Annotated in this window: 23 protein-coding genes and 1 other RNA gene; 18 read left to right on the top strand and 6 right to left on the bottom strand. The window is 57.1% G+C overall.

The features are described from left to right. Positions 1 to 2 precede the first annotated feature (2 nt). The 18 genes from QMX93_RS03990 to QMX93_RS03905 all read left to right on the top strand — a co-directional run bounded on the left by QMX93_RS03990 (position 3) and on the right by QMX93_RS03905 (position 14,952). Positions 3 to 479: a head-tail connector protein gene (locus QMX93_RS03990; protein WP_282352869.1), complete on the top strand. Its 477-nt coding sequence runs from the start codon at positions 3 to 5 to the stop codon at positions 477 to 479. Beyond that, positions 479 to 820 carry a phage head closure protein gene (locus QMX93_RS03985; protein WP_215502546.1) on the top strand — a complete coding sequence of 114 codons (342 nt, stop codon included), beginning with the start codon at positions 479 to 481 and terminating at the stop codon, positions 818 to 820. Before QMX93_RS03990 ends, QMX93_RS03985 begins: the two co-directional genes overlap by 1 nt. Then, positions 813 to 1,277 carry an HK97-gp10 family putative phage morphogenesis protein gene (locus tag QMX93_RS03980; protein WP_282352860.1) on the top strand — a complete coding sequence of 155 codons (465 nt, stop codon included), beginning with the start codon at positions 813 to 815 and terminating at the stop codon, positions 1,275 to 1,277. The genes QMX93_RS03985 and QMX93_RS03980 overlap by 8 nt, the downstream gene beginning before the upstream one ends. After that, the gene (locus QMX93_RS03975) at positions 1,277 to 1,645 is read left to right on the top strand and encodes a DUF3168 domain-containing protein (RefSeq protein ID WP_282352858.1); all 369 of its coding nucleotides are present in this window, start codon (positions 1,277 to 1,279) and stop codon (positions 1,643 to 1,645) included. The genes QMX93_RS03980 and QMX93_RS03975 overlap by 1 nt, the downstream gene beginning before the upstream one ends. A gap of 64 nt (positions 1,646 to 1,709) precedes the next feature. Continuing rightward, complete coding sequence (locus QMX93_RS03970; RefSeq protein WP_282352856.1) at positions 1,710 to 2,201, top strand: phage tail tube protein; 492 nt, start codon at positions 1,710 to 1,712, stop codon at positions 2,199 to 2,201. A gap of 9 nt (positions 2,202 to 2,210) precedes the next feature. Further along, complete coding sequence (locus QMX93_RS03965; RefSeq protein ID WP_282352854.1) at positions 2,211 to 2,543, top strand: phage tail assembly chaperone family protein, TAC; 333 nt, start codon at positions 2,211 to 2,213, stop codon at positions 2,541 to 2,543. Between the two features lie 77 nt (positions 2,544 to 2,620). Further along, on the top strand, positions 2,621 to 2,827 hold the full coding sequence (locus QMX93_RS03960; RefSeq protein ID WP_282352973.1) for a hypothetical protein: 207 nt from the start codon (positions 2,621 to 2,623) through the stop codon (positions 2,825 to 2,827). Between the two features lie 54 nt (positions 2,828 to 2,881). Continuing rightward, positions 2,882 to 3,322 (top strand): hypothetical protein, encoded by a 441-nt coding sequence (locus QMX93_RS03955; RefSeq protein ID WP_282352851.1) that lies wholly within the window; start codon positions 2,882 to 2,884, stop codon positions 3,320 to 3,322. Between the two features lie 60 nt (positions 3,323 to 3,382). Then, positions 3,383 to 6,964, top strand: coding sequence for a phage tail tape measure protein (locus QMX93_RS03950; RefSeq protein WP_282352849.1), 3,582 nt, complete (start codon positions 3,383 to 3,385; stop codon positions 6,962 to 6,964). 15 nt (positions 6,965 to 6,979) lie between these two features. Next, positions 6,980 to 7,564: a hypothetical protein gene (locus QMX93_RS03945; protein ID WP_282352847.1), complete on the top strand. Its 585-nt coding sequence runs from the start codon at positions 6,980 to 6,982 to the stop codon at positions 7,562 to 7,564. After that, positions 7,564 to 8,166 carry a hypothetical protein gene (locus QMX93_RS03940; RefSeq protein ID WP_282352845.1) on the top strand — a complete coding sequence of 201 codons (603 nt, stop codon included), beginning with the start codon at positions 7,564 to 7,566 and terminating at the stop codon, positions 8,164 to 8,166. Before QMX93_RS03945 ends, QMX93_RS03940 begins: the two co-directional genes overlap by 1 nt. A gap of 2 nt (positions 8,167 to 8,168) precedes the next feature. After that, positions 8,169 to 8,567, top strand: a complete 399-nt coding sequence (locus QMX93_RS03935; protein ID WP_282352843.1) for a hypothetical protein — start codon at positions 8,169 to 8,171, stop codon at positions 8,565 to 8,567. Next, a complete protein-coding gene (locus tag QMX93_RS03930; protein WP_282352841.1) occupies positions 8,564 to 11,626 on the top strand; it encodes a DUF1983 domain-containing protein in 3,063 nt (1,020 codons plus the stop codon). The genes QMX93_RS03935 and QMX93_RS03930 overlap by 4 nt, the downstream gene beginning before the upstream one ends. A gap of 15 nt (positions 11,627 to 11,641) precedes the next feature. Beyond that, complete coding sequence (locus tag QMX93_RS03925) at positions 11,642 to 11,953, top strand: hypothetical protein (RefSeq protein WP_282352971.1); 312 nt, start codon at positions 11,642 to 11,644, stop codon at positions 11,951 to 11,953. After that, entirely contained in the window at positions 11,953 to 12,633 is a 681-nt protein-coding gene (locus QMX93_RS03920; protein WP_282352839.1) for a hypothetical protein, read from the top strand. The genes QMX93_RS03925 and QMX93_RS03920 overlap by 1 nt, the downstream gene beginning before the upstream one ends. A 21-nt stretch (positions 12,634 to 12,654) precedes the next feature. Further along, a complete protein-coding gene (locus QMX93_RS03915) occupies positions 12,655 to 13,980 on the top strand; it encodes a hypothetical protein (protein WP_282352837.1) in 1,326 nt (441 codons plus the stop codon). A 43-nt stretch (positions 13,981 to 14,023) separates the two neighbouring features. Continuing rightward, positions 14,024 to 14,446 (top strand): cell wall hydrolase, encoded by a 423-nt coding sequence (locus tag QMX93_RS03910; protein WP_282352836.1) that lies wholly within the window; start codon positions 14,024 to 14,026, stop codon positions 14,444 to 14,446. Continuing rightward, entirely contained in the window at positions 14,446 to 14,952 is a 507-nt protein-coding gene (locus QMX93_RS03905) for a lysis system i-spanin subunit Rz (protein WP_282352969.1), read from the top strand. The genes QMX93_RS03910 and QMX93_RS03905 overlap by 1 nt, the downstream gene beginning before the upstream one ends. A gap of 87 nt (positions 14,953 to 15,039) precedes the next feature. Here the strand turns inward: QMX93_RS03905 and QMX93_RS03900 are convergent, their stop codons facing one another. The 6 genes from QMX93_RS03900 to QMX93_RS03875 all read right to left on the bottom strand — a co-directional run bounded on the left by QMX93_RS03900 (position 15,040) and on the right by QMX93_RS03875 (position 18,367). After that, positions 15,040 to 15,354 carry an STAS-like domain-containing protein gene (locus QMX93_RS03900; RefSeq protein WP_282352834.1) on the bottom strand — a complete coding sequence of 105 codons (315 nt, stop codon included), beginning with the start codon at positions 15,352 to 15,354 and terminating at the stop codon, positions 15,040 to 15,042. Positions 15,355 to 15,445: 91 nt separating this feature from the next. Next, on the bottom strand, positions 15,446 to 16,597 hold the full coding sequence (locus tag QMX93_RS03895) for an ATP-binding protein (RefSeq protein ID WP_282352832.1): 1,152 nt from the start codon (positions 16,595 to 16,597) through the stop codon (positions 15,446 to 15,448). Between the two features lie 86 nt (positions 16,598 to 16,683). After that, positions 16,684 to 17,034, bottom strand: coding sequence for a hypothetical protein (locus QMX93_RS03890; RefSeq protein ID WP_282352830.1), 351 nt, complete (start codon positions 17,032 to 17,034; stop codon positions 16,684 to 16,686). Between the two features lie 125 nt (positions 17,035 to 17,159). Further along, positions 17,160 to 17,556, bottom strand: a transfer-messenger RNA (tmRNA) gene (gene ssrA, locus QMX93_RS03885). A 96-nt stretch (positions 17,557 to 17,652) separates the two neighbouring features. Further along, on the bottom strand, positions 17,653 to 17,928 hold the full coding sequence (locus QMX93_RS03880) for a hypothetical protein (protein ID WP_159812883.1): 276 nt from the start codon (positions 17,926 to 17,928) through the stop codon (positions 17,653 to 17,655). Positions 17,929 to 18,088: 160 nt separating this feature from the next. After that, on the bottom strand, positions 18,089 to 18,367 hold the full coding sequence (locus tag QMX93_RS03875) for a hypothetical protein (RefSeq protein ID WP_053117007.1): 279 nt from the start codon (positions 18,365 to 18,367) through the stop codon (positions 18,089 to 18,091). Positions 18,368 to 18,392 lie beyond the last annotated feature (25 nt).

Genomic DNA, 18,392 nt, shown 5'->3' with positions numbered 1-18,392 from the left:
ACATGAGCCTGATCGATATTGAGCGTGCGATGAAACACGTTCTTGCTGAACCCGAAGATCAAGATCTGGTTCAGGACAAGCTGGATGCGGCCGAGGGCGCGGCCATGCGGTACCTCAATCGGCGCGTGTTTCTCGATCAGGCTGCGATGGACTTGGCAAAAGCTGGTATTCCCGACCTGATGCAGTCAGCTCGCGCCGCGAACACCGCAGCCGTTGAAGCCGCGAACGCTGTTGATGACGCTCGCGATCGATGCGTTCTGCTCGATTACGCCAGGCAAGCGCTTGCCGATGCATATGAAGAAATCGATGCGATCGCTTACTCAATGCTGCTGAAGCCTGAATTCACGGCGGCATGCCTGCTCACGCTCGGACACCTGTTCGCGAACCGCGAAGATGTAGTGGTGGGCGCCGCTGCAACAGAGTTGCCAATGGCTTCTAAGCACCTACTGAATCCTCATCGCGTGAGGATGGGGGTGTGATGCGCGCCGGCCGACTTCGTCACCGAATCGATATCCAGCGGAAGGTGGCGGGCCGCGATCCTGACACTGGAGAAATGCTCGAAGAATCCTGGGTGACCGAGTGGGAGAAATGCCCGGCGGCATTCGAGCCGTTGAGCAGTCGAGAATTCATCGCTGCCAAGGCTGAGCAGGCAGAGGCTACAGCTCGCGTTGTGATCCGATATCGCCCGGGTGTTCTGCCGACGATGCGAATCCTCTATCGCGGCGATATCTACACCATTGTGGGCCCGCCATTGGCCGACCCGGTATCTGGCAAGGATTACCTCAGCATTCTGGTGGCCACGGGGGTTAACGATGGGTGACTTTCGACTCCAGGGAGTGGACGGCGTTGTCGGAAAGATGCGGGGGCTGGCGCCGAAGTTACGGCGCTCCGGATTGAAGAGGGCTGCTCGGCGAGCCATGAACATTGTCCGTGACTCGGCGAAATCCAAAGCCAAAACCATCGACGATCCAGAAACCGCCGCAAAGATCTGGAAGAACATCGTCACGCAGGACTCCCCCAAGGAAGGCGCCCAGGTTGGCGGTGTGGTGATGCGCGTGGGGGTTCGAGGCGGTGCTGGTGCAAACCAATACAGCAAGGACGCATCGGGAAACCCGGGCGGGGACACCAGGCACTGGCGTTATATCGAATTCGGTACCGAGCACAACCCAGCGGCTCCCTTCATGCGTCCAGCTCTGTCCGACAATGTCGGTCCAGTCACCGAAAAATTCGCCAATGAATTGAGTGCTGAGATCGACGCAGCGCTGAGAGGGCAGTGATGTTCGCACCCATTTTCAAGGTTTGCTCGGCTGATCCCGGCGTTGGTGCGCTGATCGGCGCCGGTACCGAGTGCCGGCTCTACCTGTTTGGCGAGGCGCCGGCGGATGTGATCACACCCTACGCGGTTTGGCAGACGATCGGCGGCGCGCCGGACAACTATCTGGCCGACCGTCCAGATAGCGACCGATTTGAGCTGCAGGTCGATGTTTATGGCACGGCTGCGACCCAGACAAGGAATGTTGCTCGGGCTATTCGTGACGCCATTGAGCAAAAGGCTTATGTGACCCGTTGGGGCGGCGAATCGCGCGACGCTCCGACCAAAACGTACCGCTACAGCTTCGACGTGGACTGGTGGGTATCCCGCTGACCGCCCGATGTAATCGATGCCCGCCTTGTGCGGGTTTTTTTATGCCCGACATACGGAGAAACCCATGTCGATCCTCACCCAAGGAACCAAGATTTACGCTCTGGTGCCACCGCTGACCGGTACCGGCCCGCTGACCGTGCTGCCCATCGATTGCGCTACCGCTTTCAACCCGGGTGGTGCACCGGCCGACCAGATCGACGACACCTGTCTGGAAGACACTGTCCGCAAATCCAAAAAAGGCCTGCGCACCCCCGGCCAGGCTTCGATGACCATCCTGGCCGACCCGCGCAACGCCAGTCATATTCGCCTGCATCATCTCTCCGAGGCTGACGGTGAAACGACGATCAAGTGGGCTGTGGGTTGGTCTGACGGAACCGACGCTCCGACGGTAAATACGGCTGGCGATGATTTCGAGCTGCCAGAAGCCCGCACCTGGTTCGTCTTCGAAGGTTATGTCGCGGATTTCCCGTTCGACTTCGCCGGCAACGCGAACGTCAGCACCGCTGTTTCCATCCAGCGTTCCGGCGGCTCTGCCTGGATTCCAAAAACTGCATAAGGCAAACCCATGAAACTGGCAGATCTGAAGAAGAAGGGAGGCGTCATCACCGACGCCTTCGTGAAGAAGTCCGTCGAATGGACGCACAACGTCAAGGGCAAGGACGTTACCGAAAAGTTCGACATCCACGTCCGCCGGCACGCGTTTGGTGTCATGGAAGCAATGTTCATCGGTGGCGAGGCGCAGAAATACCGGAACGCGCGCTATCTGGCCGCCAGTGTATTTCTCGGCCCTGAAGGCGCCGAGGAGCTGCCGTTCGACGATGCGGTCAACCTCGACCCGGGGTTGGGCATTGCCCTGCTGCAAGCCGTGAACGAGGTCAATGCTCCAGTAAAAAACTGACAGCCGCCGATGAGTTGCACCACGAACTGGTGCTCAACGGAGTCGGCGGGCGCACGATCGCGGATCTCAAGCGGAACATGAGCTACGCGGAAATGCTGTCGTGGGCGGCGTATCGGGAAAAATACGGATCTTTCAACCCGATGCATCGTCAGGAGCAGATGTCGGCCATCATCGCGCTGCAGGTTCACCGGCTCGGGTATGGCAAGGCTGACCTGATCGACTTTATGCCGCATGCCGAGCGCCCAGCGCTTACGCTGGAACAGGCGATGGAAGACTGGGCGTAGGTTGGTGCTGGCGATAGAAGATGCTAGTTTCTCACGATCAAAAAGGAGCGAGTCGTGAGAAAAATACAGGTAATAGGGATCTGCTGTCTGATTCTGGCCGGCTGCGATACTCGTGCGGTTGACTCCTCACGTGCTGTTCAGGTTTCGCCTGAAAACGTCTATGCGTTCAGTCGCCCAGCCACTCGAGATGACGCGAGAATAACCTTTGTGCAGGACAAGGGTGGAATGAGTTGCTTTGGAGCTGGCATGCAAGTCTTCATGGACAATCGGCTTGCTGCCGAGACTTCGAGTGGAGAAAAGGTGACCCTTTATCATGCTCCTGGGCCTGTGCAATTCAGCATCAAGAACAACGCAATGTGTGCTGGGGGCGACCTTGTCGGGATGATCTTGGATCTCAAACCGGGGTATTCGTATCAACTGCGAGGGTATCGCGGCACTTGGGACAAGCCGGAAGTAATGCTTGGCACGCCACCGCCCTTCAAATACACCAAATAGCTGGCATCAGTCAGCTCTATAGCCGCCGAAAGGCGGTTTTTTTATGCCTGGAGAATTGCTATGTCATCGCGCTCGCTGGGCACTTTGACGCTGGATCTGGTCGCCAAAATCGGCGGCTTTCAGCAGAACATGGATCAGGCATCAAGGTCCGTTGCTGGATCAGGCTCCGCCGCGGTCAAGGCTTCAGCTCAGGTTCAAGTGCTTGAGCGTCAGTTCTCATCGCTGGCTGGAGTAGCATCGAGACTCGCCGCACCTCTCGCCGCTGCGTTCAGCGTGAACGGTATTTACACCGCGAGCGAGGCATACAGCACGCTGACGAACCGATTGAAGTTGGTAACGAACGGTACCGCCGAGCTCGTTAGTGCCCAATCTGCGGTATTTGGTATCGCGCAAGATGCCCGACAGCCCCTTACGGCGACCGCCGAGCTCTACCAGCGCATCGCGACGAACCAGAAGGAGCTGAAGCTTTCTGGCGAAGGTGTGGCCGGCATCGTCGGCACTATCAGCAAAACGCTCGCAATCTCCGGTTCATCTGCTGAGAGCGCAAACGCTGCACTGATTCAGCTTGGCCAAGCGTTCGCCTCCGGCGTGCTGCGCGGCGAAGAGCTCAACTCGGTGCTGGAACAGGCCCCGGCGTTGGCCCAGGCGATCGCGAAGGGAATGGGCAAGACAGTTGGTGATTTGCGAAATCTCGGCGAGCAAGGACTGCTCACCGCCGATGCGGTCGTGAAGGCACTGCAAAGCCAGGCTGGTGCTGTTGACGCTCTCTTCTCGAAGATGACCGCCACCATTGGCGGCAGTCTGACCGTCGTTGGTAACTCAATCACCCGCTATATCGGGGAGATTGATCAGATGTCTGGGGCGAGCGGCAAGGTCGCTGGTGAAATTCTCGCGGCAGCCAAAGTGATTGACGGAAGCCTTCCCGCTGCCCTGGATGGCATTCGTGAACATTCGGGTGCGCTAGTTCAGTTGTTCACCACTGGCCTGTACGTAGCGCTTGGACGGGTAGCCGGAGGATTCACCCAACAGGGTGCAGCTGCTTTGTCGGCCGCCGCCGCGAACCAGGCGGCTCTCACGTCCTCGGCTGCGCTTGCTAAGCAGGATCTGTTGGCGGCGCAGGCAAAACAACTGGACGCCAAAGCATCGGTTCAGCGGGCAAATCTTGAGCTGAGCGCCGCACAGGGAAAGGTCGCTTCAGACAGGGTACGTCAGGCCTCAGAGCTGACCAACATCCAATCCGTACAAGCCGCGCTTGCTGCCGAGTTGACGCTTGAGAAGGAGCGCTTGAAAGCGCAGATCAATGAGCAGGGGCGCGCAGCATCGGTTGCTCGGATCTCCGAGATTCGTCTCGCACAGGTTGTGGTGATCAAGCAGGTTGAAGCCGCGGAACGCTCCTTGGCCAGCACCACGGTGGCGTCCTCGGCGCTCGTAGAAAAGGCCTATGCAGGGCGCACCGCAGCAACATTGGCCTTTGCTGAAACGACCGCCGCGGTTAACGCGCTGAGCGTTGCATCGAACAATGCTGCCGCCGCGGCGAGCGTGACCGGGCGGGCATTTTCAGCACTCGCAGCTGCGGGTAGCGGAGCCTTGGCGATGCTCGGCGGGCCGGTAGGGCTGGTGTTCATCACTGCCGCCGCCGCGCTTTCCTTCATCGACTTTCGCAGCAGTGCCGACAAGGCAAAAGAAGGGCTCGAGCAACTTCAAGGCCCGCTGGATCAGGTGATCTCGCGATTCAAGGCAATGACAGAGGAGCAACGCGCCGGCGCCCTGGTTCGCTGGAGTGAGGCACAGGTTGATGCGGTGAAGGCCGCAAAAGGGGAGCTGGATTCTCTCCAGGCGACTCTGAAAAAAGGAGTGTTGGGGTCTGACTCGCTTTCCCTGCCGTCGAGGATTGCAGGTTCCAGCAATGACGAAACGATCAAGAGAGCAAAGGCATACGAGGATTTGCGCACCAGGATTGACGAAACCGCGAAAAGCGGTCAGTCGATCATTCCTATTTTGGAGGAGGCGGGCAAGGTTCCCGGTGTTTCACCGAAGTTAGTTGATGACCTGAAGAAGGGCGCAGAAGCATGGTCGACCCAGAACCAGGTTGCCAAGGAGGCCGAAGATCGTCAGCGCATTCTCAGGGGCGAGATGGATAAAACCGCCACGTCGGCGGCGAACGGCGCAGCGGCGACCGGTGGAATGACAACTGCCGGTGAGAAGTACCTGAAAACTTTGCAGGATCAGTTGGGCAAGCTGCAGGACAACAACGATGCGGTGAAGGAAGCCACCCGTTACCTGGCCCAGCACAAGGAGCTGAGCGAGGCTGATCGGACGGCGATTATGTCCGTGGCATATGCATCGAAGGCCCAAACCGAGGCGAATAAAGCCGCGACCCAATCGACGAAGGATGCAGCCAGAGCCCAGACCACCCTCAAGGAGCAGTTAAAGCAGGCTGCAGCCGGTTTTCTCGACTTAAAAAAATCGTATGATCCGGTCGGGGCAGCATCAGAGCAGTTTCAAAAGTCGACCGGGCAGCTCAACCTCCTTTTCAAGAATGGGAAGATCTCCCAGGAAGATTACGGAAAGGGCACCGCTTGGCTAGCGGAGCAATTCAACACTGCCACCAAGGCAGCGCTCGGCCTTTCCCAGGCTGAGGAATACCGCCTTGAGCTGGAGAAGAAGCTCAACAACGATCGCGCTCAATACGCGAGCCAGGCCGCAGCAGTAGGGCAGGGTGATAAGGAAGCCGAACGCGCCCAGCAGCGCTTGGAACTTGAGCGCGAGACCAACGAGCGTCTGCTTTCGTTGCGCACTGAGCTGGCCAACGCCACGACAGAAAAACAGCGCAACGACCTTCAAGCCCAGATCGATCTGACCAATGAGTATTTGCCGAAACAGGTTGATGCCATGCGGGAGGGTTTCAGGCAGATCGACGAGGCTCAGGCGGATTGGTCGAATGGTGCGCGATCGGCGTTTGCCAATTACATGAACAGCGCTTCGAACGTAGCCGAGCAGACGAAGACCCTATTTTCTGATGCCCTCAACGGCACAGAGGACGCGCTGGTCAACTTCGTAAAAACAGGGAAGCTGTCATTCCGGGACTTGACTGACTCTATCGTAGAAGACTTGATCCGGATTCAAATCCGGCAGGCCGCGGTTGGATTTCTTGGAGGTTTTGCCGGGCTGTTTAGCGGTGGGGGAGGTGCTTCTACCCTTGGTACCGGCACCATGACTGGTTTCAGCGAAGGTAGCATGGTGCTTAATGCCAAGGGCGGCGTTTACGACTCGCCAAGTCTTTCGTCCTTTTCCAACCAGATCCACGATAGTCCGCAGATGTTTGCATTTGCCAAGGGCGCCGGCATCTTTGCGGAAGCCGGGCCAGAAGCAATTATGCCACTTACCCGTGCCGCTGATGGTTCACTCGGTGTTCGTGCTATCGGCAACGGCGACACCTCGTCGGCAGAAACGGCGACCACTGAAACCTCCGCAATCGGCGGCATCACGCAATACATCACCGTTCAGGGTTCCGCAGACGACGCAACGCTGGCACGAATCCAGCAAGCGGCCAGACAAGGCGCTCAGGATGGCTACAGCCTAGTGCTGCGCGACCTAAAAATGAATGGCCCCGCCCGGCAACTTATTGCCAAAAATCGATAGAAGTAGGAGTACCGCATGGCTATCGAATGGCCGGCTTCGCTGTGTCCGAACGAAATGACGTGGGGCATGGTTTACAACAACCGGAGTTTCACGTCGTCGCTTTCAAACGCTCAGCAAATCGTTGGCTATCCTGGCGCTTATTGGCAATGCACCCTTACGTTCAACTCCATGAACCGTGCAAAAGAGCGTCAGCTGTCTGCTGTCATTGGCCGACTTCAAGGGATGCTCGGAACCGTGAATATTCCAGCGTTCACTCGTCGGCGCACCGACTCGATTGGGGTCCCGGTGGTGATCACGGGTAATGCGCAGGCAACCGTGATGACAATCGGCGGCGTTACGGCAAGCCGGAAGGTCTTCAGCTACGGCGACTACATCAGCATCAACGGTGAGATGTTCGAGATTGTTGATGACGCGTCATCGAATGCTCAGGGCAGGGTGCAGGTGACGCTGAACAAGCGAATCCGAAAGGCTCTGCTTGCTGGCGCCGCCGTGGAGTACCGCAATCCGTTCGCCGAGATGCGGCGAACGGACGACAACCATAGCTTCACCATTCAGCCCTTGGTGGCCAATGGCACACTTCAACTCAGGGAGGCCTTCTGATGCCCTCAGCATTCCCGTTCAGCCAGAACGTGGTGAACATCATCGCCACTGGCCGATTCATGCCGGTTTATGCCGTGCAGCTCGATTTCGTTGACGGCATGGTCTTCGCGCACACCGGCACCGGTGACTTGGTGGTCGACGGGATCACTTATCTGGGTGTGGGCAATTTCGGCCAGGTCAGCCAGTCGCAGGAAAGCGACAACTCTGGATCGCCGATGTCGGTCGAGCTGACCCTTAGCGGCTTGGATGCCTACATCCTTTCCGAGACCAATGTGCGCGGCTGCCGTGGCCGTATGGCCAAAGTCTTGTTCATCGTGTTCGACGAGGTCGGCAACTACGCGGCCGACATTCTGTTTTCCGGTCGAATGGACGCGGCCAAGTTCTCCTTCGCTGGCAACGGTCAAGACGGCAACAGCATCACCGTCCCTGTTATTGACCGGATGGCGGAGTGGAGCCGCACCGGCACCGAGCGCTTCACCGACGAAAACCATCGTGCGCGCCACGACGGCGACCGCTTTTTCTACGCGATCGCCCAGATGTCCGAGTGGCCCATTTATTGGGGCTCGCGAAAGGACGCACCGACATTCACTTATGGAAGCTAGCCATGCGCTACCGAGACTGGACAACCCGTCTGAACGACGTGATCAAGGCCGCCCAAGAGCGGCCTTTTTCATGGGGCGAATTTGACTGCTGCCTGTTTGCGGCTGACTGCACGGCGGCGATTTGCGGCGTCGATCCGGCAGAGAGCTATCGCGGCAAATACACGACCGAGACTGGTGCCAAGCGGCAGTTGAAGAAGCAACACGGCAGCCTTGAGGCGGCATGGGACGTCCATTTTGTCCGGGTGCCGCTGACCTTCATCCAGCGCGGCGACGTTGTGCTGTACGACGCGCCCGGAGGCCGAAGCATGGCTGTGTTCTGGGCTGGGGATTTTTGGGCAGCGACCAATGACGGCGCAGCCCGAGTCGAATGCGCGCCACTGGCCGCTTGGAGGGTTGAATGAGCGGCGGTGTAAAAAAACTCGCTTCGGTTGTCGTTGGCGCAGTCATTGGCGCCTTTCAAGGTGGCCCATGGGGCGCGGTCGCAGGTGCGGCGCTGGCCTTCTACGCGGCCGAGCAGCAGGAAAAGCTCAACACCAAATCGCCGCTGCGTGACAACGAACCTTCGGCGCAGACCGTGCGATCGTCCAAAGCGCCTGTGCGCTTTATTCTTGGGCGAGTATCAACCGGTGGCGTGCTGGTGTGGGCGCAAGAGCAGGCCGGCGCACAAGGTGAGGGGGAATGGCTTCACCTCGTATACGTGCTGTGCGAAGGCGCGATCGATGCTCTGGAAAACATCTACCTCGGCGAGGAAGACATCGGCTCGTTTGGCCCGTTGGCCACCTACGAACTTGTGGTGAACCCGACTCAGGTGAACGCGTTTCTGAAAGCCAACTGCCCAGACTGGAAGGACAGCCAGATCGGGCGCGGTCTGTCCTACGTGCGCGTTTCGCTTCAGTACAGTGCTGAGAAGTTTCCGTCCGGTATTCCCGACACCCGCTTCGTGGTTCGCGGTCGTAACGATATCTACGACCCGCGCAGCGGTAACGCCGGTTACAGCGCCAATACCGCGCTGCACTTGCTGTGGTTCCTTCGCACCCGTTGCGGTGTGCCTGATGACGAGATCGTGTTCGAAACGTTCGTCAGTGGTGCCAACGTCTGCGATGAGGCGGTCACCAATGCCGACGGATCTGTCAGTCAGCGCTATCGAACTGCTTGCGTGATCGGCGCCGACGAACAACGCACCGGTGTCCTGCAGAAGCTGGAAGCTGCGTCTGGCGGACACCTGCTCCGCGTCGGTGGTCGATGGATGTTTCAGGCCGGTGCTTACTACGGCCCGTACGACTTTGAGATTACCGAGGACATGGTAATCGGCACCGTCACCGGCAACACCGAGCCAACCAACGACTCGGCAATCAACACCGTTCGAGGCACGTTCATCGACCCGGAACAGTCATGGACGGAGACGGATTATCCGGAAGTCAGCGTCGCAGAGTGGATTGTTGAGGACGGCGGGGAAGCAGCGGAAACGCTCACCTATTCGTATGTCACGGATCCTTACCAGGCTCAGCGTCTGGCGAACATGGAGCTGCGCCGGCGGCGGGCTGGCGGTGCGATAAGCATTCCGATGAACTTCGCTGGCTACAACTGCCGACCTGGTCGTGTGGTGCGCGTTAACCTGCCGTCGCTGAACATCCATGGCGAGTTCATCGTTTCGGATTGGTCGATGGGCGACAGCGAAGGCTGCACCGTTCAGGTCAAACAATACGAAGCCGCGATCTTCGGTGACGCCGTTGGCCAACCGTATAACCCTATCGGCTTTATCAACCTGCCATCAGGTGGACTCGGCACTCCGGGTGCGCTGACATGGACGCAGCACACCACTGCCGAAGTTACTCAGGGCGTGTTGTCGTGGATTCCGCCCTCCGGAATAGTGAAGGAGTACATCGTTATCGTCCGTCAGGGTGCGACCGCAATTCAGTCGCATAACGTTCCCGCGACGTCCGCCGAGTGCGCGATCAACGGCCTGCCTTCCGGCAATTACACAATGAGCGTGGCAGCGGTCGGGCCCATGGCCCGATCTGGGGAAGTGACGATCACCGTCAGCATCAACGGCCCGCCCATCCCGGAGAGCTGCGTGGTGCAGTCCTCGATCGACAATATCGTGCTGATACCGAGTAACTCCCAGAACGGTCTGAACGGCGGCACCTACGAGTACTTCTTCAGCACCGCGCCAACCGCCGCTGCGGCGGACGCGGAGTACTTAGGACAAGGCCTGTCCTTCACCCACACCGGATTGGGTTTCTGGACGAATTATTACTATTTCATCCGCTCATCGAACGCTTACGGGAAAAGCTCGTTTCTTTATGTGCCTGCGCAAACCTCCAACGATGTTTCGGCTTATCTCGCCGCGATGGCGGGCAAGATCGGAGAAACAGAGCTTGGCCAAGACATAGTCGACAAAATCAATCTGATCCCTGGGCTACAGGATCAGATCGATGCACTCGACGGACTGAAGGGGTACGACCCCGGTGCGACCTACGTTGAGTACGACCTGGTCGTTCAGGGTAAGCGCATCTATCAGGCAACCGGCCCGGTGCCGGCCAATACGCCACCGCCGAACTCGATTTACTGGCTGGACGTTGGCCAGACCGTGGAGACGGTGAACGGACTTGCTCAGCAAGTCGCTACCAATACCGTCGAAATCACGGAGCTCGACGGCGTGATCACCGCACAGGCCACCGCATTCGAAGCCCTCCGCGCCTCCTATCGAGACGATGATGGGGCTGGCGATCTCGCGGATGCGGTCAAAAGCTACAAGAGTACGGCGTCGCTTGCTTCAGAGTCGAAGGTGCGCGCCTCCGAGAACGAGGCAATGGCGCGGCGCATAACTACGTTCGACGCAAAGATTGGAGAGAACGCAGCCAACATCACCGAGCTTGAACAGGTGGTCGTTACCAACCAGCAGGCCACGGCGCAGCAATTAACCCAGCTCGGCACGACTGTCGGCAATCAAGGTACGCAGATAGGCCAGCAGAAGACGATGATCGAGACCAACGCCTCAATCATCAACGATTTGACCGGCAAGCTGGCTGCAACCTGGTCGGTGAAGATGCAATACAGCACCTCCACCGGACAATACATCGCAGCAGGTATTGGGCTCGGAATTGAGAACACTCCGGCGGGTTTGCAAAGCCAGTTTCTAGTCAGCGCGGATCGTTTCGCCATCGTGAACACCATCGCGGGCGGAGCTATCTCTGTTCCGTTTGCCGTGCAAGGCGGCCAGGTGTTTATGAACTCAGCGTTCATCATGGACGGTGCAATTACCAACGCCAAGATCGGCAACTACATCAGCTCGACCAATTACATAGCCGGCCAGCAGGGCTGGATTCTCAATAAAGACGGAACCCTCGAGATCAACGGCATTGTTCCCGGTCAGGGACGGTTGGTGATCAACTCTCTCAACGTTTCGGTCTACGACGCGAACAATGTTTTACGCGTTCGTCTCGGCTATTTGGGGTGATAAATGGCTTACGGTATGCGGATCTGGGGTGCCGATGGTGCACTTCAGATCGATGAAAACGCCTTCACAATCCGCGTTGCACTTTCGACACTGGTGACATTCGCGTTGGGAGCGAACAAGGGAAGTCAGGATTTTTCAGTGCCTGGCGTTGGCCCCGGCAACGGAACAGCCTTTGTTATCCCCAACGGCGCCTACGCCAGCAGCCAGCTGCAGTTCGAGACGGAAATGCTTGACGGTGTTGTGCGCGTTTATAACCACACCCGCACTTACGCGGCGAGCTACACCTCCTCAGGCACAATGAGATTGATCGTAATGAGGTGGAGCTGATGGCTTACGGACTTCAGTTCACCAACAACAGCAACGTCGTCACGCTCGATACTGAATTTGCCCGTCTAATGGTTATCTCCTCTGGAAGGTTCTCCCCTACAGAAGAGAGCGGGTTGGGCTCAACCACCTATTTCGCACGGCCGGTGACGTCGCAGGAGCCGCCGTTGGTGTTTGTGCGCCCTGACACCGTTAATGCAGTGGCCGGCCTCTGTCAGATGAGACTCATAGGATCGGCAGGTAACTGGACGGGCTTTTACGTCAGGGCCTACAACGTGAATACGGCGCAACCGAACGGGAGATATTTTGTGGCCGCGTTCGCGGCGCAAGCCGTCGCGCAATACGGGATGCGCTTGTGGGACGGAGGCGGCAGGTTGCTCTTCGATTCCGGCACTCCAAACGCAAGCTTCACCAGAGCTTTCCAGAACTGGACGTATGCCACCAGCGACATCAGCGAACAAGGCCTGACGCGGATCTTCTACTCTGTACCCTTCGATTTTCCGCAAAACGAATTCATGCTGATAAACACCTTTGGCATGTCTATGACCGCCGGTAGTGCGATTCCCCGAAGCCTGGCCTGCTGGTGGGATTTCCCCAACGGAAAGCTCTACGCCATCACCGTCGCAGCTTCCAATCCGCTCGCATTTTTCCTGTCGGCGGTTTTCGCCAAACAAGCGGTTTAACCTCATTTATAGGATGTAGCCATGCCCTGGTACAAAACGGGAACGGTATCTGTCACCCAAAATTCCAACGCGGTGATCGGTGCGGGCACTGCCTTCATTGCCAACAGCCGGGTCGGGGATGGCTTTCGCGGGCCTGACGGTCGCTGGTACGAGGTGACCAACATCGCCAGCAATACCGCTCTCTCGATCTCGCCGAATTACGAAGGCCCGACAGCTGCTGGCGGTTTCTACTCGATAACGCCGGTTCAGGGATATCAGAAGGATCTGTCTGATCAAGTGCGCGCGATCCTCACCAACTACGGTGAAAAGCTGGCAGCGCTGGGCACGACCGGGAACTATGAGGTGCTTCCACCAGGCAAAGGTGGCACTGGCATCACCGACCTATCTGCCTTCATTCAGGGCTTATTGAATGACACGGATGCAGCAGCGGCTCGATCGACACTGGGCGCTGCAAAGTCTGGCGCCAACAGCGACATCACATCGTTGGCTGGCTTGACTACAGGTTTAAGCGTGGCTCAAGGAGGAACCGGCGGAAACTCACAAGCCACTGCTCGAGCAGGCTTAGGCTTGGGATCCGCCGCCACTGCCACGCTTGGTAATAACGCCGGCAATGCAATGCCTGTTGGTGCTTTTGGGCTTGGTGGGCAAGCCCCCGCGTTCGCCAATATCGACGCGCTGACGACTACCGAATTTAAGTCGATTGTGAACCCTGCCGGAACGCAGCCGGGATTTCCTTACGGCACAAGCTTCACGATTTCCTACAACGCCCAAACTTTTAGCCAGTTTGCGATGAGCATTCTGGGTACGGAGCTGGCGTACCGTTACTACAACTCCACAACTGTTGGCTTCTCCCCTTGGGTAAAGCTCTACCACACGGGGAACACGACTCGAGGATCGGGCGGCGTTTTATCGGCGGCCTCGCCGATCATACGGATTGCGAACGTCGCTGATAGCCACCGTCGTGATCTTCAGGAGCAGACGTTTGAATCTGCCGGGGCATGGGGTGTTGCGAACAACGAAGCGCAGGGGGTGCAAGTCGAACGCCTCGGCGTCGGTGAGTATCGAATCACCGGTAGTCTCGGCTTGGCAATTGAAGGTTGGCGCACTCAAGACCCATGTTCGCCGGACGGCGGCGGGACGCTCGGCATTACTGAGAGCGAACAAGACACCGACGGTACCGTGACCATCCGACTATTTAAGCAGCGCTGGACGCTGTCCGACGACGGCGAGATGCTTCCCGGTCGCGGTGCGCCGCTGGATGTGCCGCTCAACAGTTGGATCGACGTCCGCTTGGAAATGCCGCAGCCAGATTATCAGCCGCCGCCGAACGATCCTGTAAACGAATAACAGCCCGCCATTGAGCGGGCATTTTTTTGCCTGGAGAAAAGTTATGAGTGCTACCGAGAAAGATCGCGACGTCCTTGCACGCACTTTGTGGGGGGAGGCTCGCGGCGAGAGTCTGGCCGGGCAGATCGCTGTGGCGTGGACAGTGCGTAACCGCGTCCTCGATGGGAAAGAAAAGTCGTGGTGGGGGGAGGGGTATGCGGGCGTGTGCCAGAAGCCCTATCAGTTCAGCTGCTGGAATAAGACCGATCCGAACTACCAGTTTTTGATCGGTGTGAAGCAGATCCCGTTTCGCGAGCTGGCGCAGGCGCGGATTGCCGCAGACCAAGTGATCGACGGCAAGGTAGCGGATCCCACCGGCGGCGCCACGCACTATTACGCTTCCAGCATCAAGGCGCCGGGCTGGTCGCTGAAGGCAAAGCAAACCCTGAAGTTGGGCGGCCACGTCTTCTTCAAGGATGTGCCGTGATCGCCGTGCCGTGGAGAGCAGTCGGTGCGCTGGCGCTGGTGTTGGTCAGCGCCGGCAGCACTTGGCAGTTGCAACACTGGCGCTATGGAAATCAGCTGGCTGAGCAAGCCCGCCTGCACGCCGAAACCCTCAACCAACTGACGCTGGCTGCCGCCGCTGCGCAACAGGCCGAGCAGGACAAGCGTTTCGCGCTCGAGCAAAGGCTTGCGACTAGCGAACAAACTCACTTCAGGAAACTGAGCGATGCCCAACGTGATCAAGATCGCCTGCGCGATCGCCTTGCCACTGCTGATTTGCGCCTGTCAGTCCTCCTCGATGCGACCGACGTTGCCAAGGGCTGTAACTTGCCATCCTCCGCCGGCGCCGGCGGCGTGGATCATGCAGCCGTACGAGCCAGACTTGACCCGGCGCATGCTCAACGAATTATCGCCATCACCGACGAAGGTGACCGGGGATTGATTGCTCTGCAGGCTTGTCAGGCTTACGCGAAGACCGTCAGTCAATAAACATAAGGGCGAAATTGGAGGATAAGAAATGGAAAAAGCTGGACAAAAAAAAGGCTGATGATTCAGCCTTTTTATTTTTTCGAATGTTCAAGCTATTGAACGATCGTTTTCTAATTGGTGAAATCTATCGTTAATGACGAACTTGATGATCGACTTCACTTCGTCGGAACAATTCTTAAACGACAACTGGGATACCACATTCCGCCCTCGGTGAAGGACAAGGCCGCCCACCAACTCATCTATAAAGGATTGAGTGGCATCTTTGCCTGAGAAATCAATGACAACTGTGCTTCCGCCGTCCAGCTGACGTTCGATTTGCTTTCTAAACGGAGTAGCGGAAGCCCTCATACCCAGTGTGCGAATGGTCTCAGAACCTGTCGACAAACTGATTAGGGTTTGCATAACGCTTTCCTCGGTGATTTAGCTATACGCTTGTATCGGTCTGCCAGTACGTATGTTTAGCTCTGACAACGGCTAAACACGATCGGCAGCATTACTCAAAATTAATTTCTTTATCCAGGGTGCCTTCCACTTTTGGCAGCAGAGCACCGATGTCTATTTTCGGCAGCAGCTCTCGACTGCATTCAAAGGCTATGGCAACACCTTTCCACCCGCAATCTGCAAGCGTCCCTTTCGCACCACAATCAGTGCGGAGCCAGGAATCACCGCTTGCGATGACCAAAAACCCAGCAGCGGCTCCAGCTATCTTAGCGGTTGTAGTGAGGCCTACGCCTTGATTCTGGCTATCGGTCTCATAGGCAACAAACGGGCCACGGTTGCAGCTTACGCGCTCGACTAGAGCGATCTGGATGGCGGCGCTGTGAGTCCGCTCTGTGAGCATAGCGTGATCCTTCAGAGTAGCGAGGAATCCGCACCCATTGTCCACTATCGCAAGCCGAACCGTTCCTTTGGCGGCGAAGTGCTGACAGGCAACCCAAACTGATGAGCCAAAATTACCGTCTCTCTTCGCGTGCGACAACGCGTTTTCAAGTAGTTCTTTCAAAGCATACTCGAGAGGGCGCCTGTAAGGCTCCATCTCATCTGCCTTTGAAGGATCGGCTTTGATTCCAGTCATTGCGTGGACTAGCCGGGACGCAACCTCCTCGGACTGATCTGCGTTGGTAACACCTAACAACTCTACGCAGTTATCAGGCTCGCCCATGAGGTTTCTGCCGCTTTCGACATCGATTCCTTCAACGTTGAGCCCTGCGAAAAACTCCATGCGCACCAAGTACGAAATCATACTGGCTGTCATGTAGCGCACGTTAAACTCGCTGCCCTCGGGCACACCCTCCAGCGTTGCTCTCAGCGTAGCAAGGCCAAGAGGATCGATAAACTTGAACTCAGAAGCGTCAAGTACAACATTGCCTTCGCTCTTCATGATGCTGCTGCAAAATGAAATCAACGCATCGGGATCTGAGGAGCTGAGGGTGGAAGGGAAGTAGATCGCTTCCTCCTCGGACAAATGACTGGCTTCGAGCACGGGTTCATCCCTGGTTTGTTTTCCGGTCAGCGAATATATCGATACGCCATCACCGCAGCAACAAAGTTCACCACGCGAGGAATGATCATAGGAGTAACGGCGCGGTTGGAATTTTGCTGGCAAAGGCTCTGCCAGCGGCCTGGCGAGCAGATATAAGGACATCGTCGACGTTATGCTGATCCATGAGGATAGGGCGACCTCCCGACAAACGGATCTGATAGTTGGGAGGCCGTGTCAGATCAGGAACTTTAAAATCTAGGGCCAGGTGCAGGACGCGGCTTGAGATCTAGCGATAAATCCTCGCTACCTTTACGAAATACCTTTGCCAGCGCCTCCAGCCACTCAGCAACCTCGAATGCGGCAGATGAACGGCTCTCTGCCACGTAGGACATGACATGACTTTCGAGAAGATGCTGGACATCAACGCTTTCACCAGCTTTATGAATAAGGCTGATTAAAGGAGAGTGATCAGGCACACCAGCGTTGATAGCAGCGTCAACCAGATCCAAAGTGTCCAATTCAATAAAAGGGCGAAGGCCAACCTGAACGGCTTCCTCGTCTGGGAACTGGAAAGAAACCCTGATGCTTGCCGAGACCATGTCGTTTCCTCATAGGTGTGTGCCAAGGCTGTCATAAAGCTGGCATTACCGAGCCTAAACCAGCCATTCATGCACAAAAAAGGCACTTGCGATAAACGCTAAGTGCCTGATTTGTAACGCTTGTTTGGTGGAGCCGGGGGGATTTGAACCCCCGTCCGCCAGTACTCCGCTGTCGGTACTACATGCGTAGCCGTTTCTATTAAGTTAACCCTCAGCGACCCGAAGGGCAGGGTGCTTTGGGCGAGTTGTGTAAGTTTTAGCCGCTTCGTCCACAACGTACTGCACGGCGATTCTGTTCTATATGACAATCACTTTGGGTTTACAGACATCCCCTGGTGATTGCTGGACCCGAAGGTACCAGAAGCTCAGGGCTAAGGCTGCTTACGCAGCGAGAGCGAATTCCTGGCCGTAGTTTTCGTCATTGGCAACTATAAGTAGTTGCAACAGTGGATTTACGACTTCTGTTACCAAGTCGGCATGCACCTAAAGTTTCGCAACCGGCGTCGAATCCTAAACGGCCCCGAACTCATTGCTCAGTACATCTGTTTGAGCAACAAGCCTGTGCAGTGTACGTCAATCGGCCGGGAAGGCCAACCCGAAGGTTGGCTTCCGGGTGTGTCAGTTACGCGTTGGATTGCGGATCTGCATTTTCGTGATCATGCCGTTGGTGATTTCCACGCAATCCTTGTCGTTCCCGGAAGCCTGCGCCTTCATGGCGTCTTCCTGCGCAGTCTTGACGTTCTCCAGCGAGGTTTCCGGAATGGAAGGCTGGCTGGTGATGAAGTCCTTGATGACTTGAAGATTCCCGGCACACAGGTCTTTATCCGCCGCAAACACCGGCGACGCCAGAAGTGCACCAGCGATGAACAATCCAGCAATTGCAGAATGCTTCATGGGTATCTCCTTGAACGGTAGGTCTCGGTGCTGCCGGACGGTCTGGCGGCGATGCCGAGGTCATAACAGGCTACGTTAGCGTAGGGCCTGTTCAATCGACCGCCGCGCTACGCAGGAATTCGGTTTTTTTTACATCTGGTATCAAAACGCCTGCTCACGATCACTTCTTGGTGTCACCCGAGGTTTTCTGGATTTCCAGAATTGTTTGCTGGGTTTCCGCGACGCAGTCGTCAATCTTGCCTTGGGCCTTGAGGGCCTGGGCTTTCGCCACACTGGCGGAGACGCGCGCGTTCAGCTCCGATGAAGTCTGATACTCCGATTTCGCGTTATTGATGGTTTGCAGATTGGCTTCGCACAGGCTGTCTGGTCCGGCGGCAAACGAAGTCGACGCCATCACGGAGGCAGTAACGAACAGACCGAGCAGAACAGAACGTTTCATGGGTATCTCCTTACGCTGAGGGATC

This window comes from Pseudomonas sp. PS01303 (genome assembly GCF_029959385.1).
In the GTDB taxonomy this organism is placed as follows: domain Bacteria; phylum Pseudomonadota; class Gammaproteobacteria; order Pseudomonadales; family Pseudomonadaceae; genus Aquipseudomonas; species Aquipseudomonas rustica.
Note: the sequence above shows the minus strand (reverse complement) of the source record. Positions and strands in the feature narration are given on the sequence as shown.

Coding starts and splice junctions, on each gene's coding strand:
- QMX93_RS03985 (WP_215502546.1), top strand. CDS start 479: ATGCGCGCCGGCCGACTTCGTCACCGAATCGATATCCAGCGGAAGGTG.
- QMX93_RS03990 (WP_282352869.1), top strand. CDS start 3: ATGAGCCTGATCGATATTGAGCGTGCGATGAAACACGTTCTTGCTGAA.
- QMX93_RS03910 (WP_282352836.1), top strand. CDS start 14,024: ATGAGTGCTACCGAGAAAGATCGCGACGTCCTTGCACGCACTTTGTGG.
- QMX93_RS03895 (WP_282352832.1), bottom strand. CDS start 16,597: ATGTCCTTATATCTGCTCGCCAGGCCGCTGGCAGAGCCTTTGCCAGCA.
- QMX93_RS03965 (WP_282352854.1), top strand. CDS start 2,211: ATGAAACTGGCAGATCTGAAGAAGAAGGGAGGCGTCATCACCGACGCC.
- QMX93_RS03950 (WP_282352849.1), top strand. CDS start 3,383: ATGTCATCGCGCTCGCTGGGCACTTTGACGCTGGATCTGGTCGCCAAA.
- QMX93_RS03900 (WP_282352834.1), bottom strand. CDS start 15,354: ATGCAAACCCTAATCAGTTTGTCGACAGGTTCTGAGACCATTCGCACA.
- QMX93_RS03975 (WP_282352858.1), top strand. CDS start 1,277: ATGTTCGCACCCATTTTCAAGGTTTGCTCGGCTGATCCCGGCGTTGGT.
- QMX93_RS03935 (WP_282352843.1), top strand. CDS start 8,169: ATGCGCTACCGAGACTGGACAACCCGTCTGAACGACGTGATCAAGGCC.
- QMX93_RS03880 (WP_159812883.1), bottom strand. CDS start 17,928: ATGAAGCATTCTGCAATTGCTGGATTGTTCATCGCTGGTGCACTTCTG.
- QMX93_RS03890 (WP_282352830.1), bottom strand. CDS start 17,034: ATGGTCTCGGCAAGCATCAGGGTTTCTTTCCAGTTCCCAGACGAGGAA.
- QMX93_RS03980 (WP_282352860.1), top strand. CDS start 813: ATGGGTGACTTTCGACTCCAGGGAGTGGACGGCGTTGTCGGAAAGATG.
- QMX93_RS03930 (WP_282352841.1), top strand. CDS start 8,564: ATGAGCGGCGGTGTAAAAAAACTCGCTTCGGTTGTCGTTGGCGCAGTC.
- QMX93_RS03875 (WP_053117007.1), bottom strand. CDS start 18,367: ATGAAACGTTCTGTTCTGCTCGGTCTGTTCGTTACTGCCTCCGTGATG.
- QMX93_RS03970 (WP_282352856.1), top strand. CDS start 1,710: ATGTCGATCCTCACCCAAGGAACCAAGATTTACGCTCTGGTGCCACCG.
- QMX93_RS03920 (WP_282352839.1), top strand. CDS start 11,953: ATGGCTTACGGACTTCAGTTCACCAACAACAGCAACGTCGTCACGCTC.
- QMX93_RS03945 (WP_282352847.1), top strand. CDS start 6,980: ATGGCTATCGAATGGCCGGCTTCGCTGTGTCCGAACGAAATGACGTGG.
- QMX93_RS03915 (WP_282352837.1), top strand. CDS start 12,655: ATGCCCTGGTACAAAACGGGAACGGTATCTGTCACCCAAAATTCCAAC.
- QMX93_RS03925 (WP_282352971.1), top strand. CDS start 11,642: ATGCGGATCTGGGGTGCCGATGGTGCACTTCAGATCGATGAAAACGCC.
- QMX93_RS03940 (WP_282352845.1), top strand. CDS start 7,564: ATGCCCTCAGCATTCCCGTTCAGCCAGAACGTGGTGAACATCATCGCC.
- QMX93_RS03960 (WP_282352973.1), top strand. CDS start 2,621: ATGAGCTACGCGGAAATGCTGTCGTGGGCGGCGTATCGGGAAAAATAC.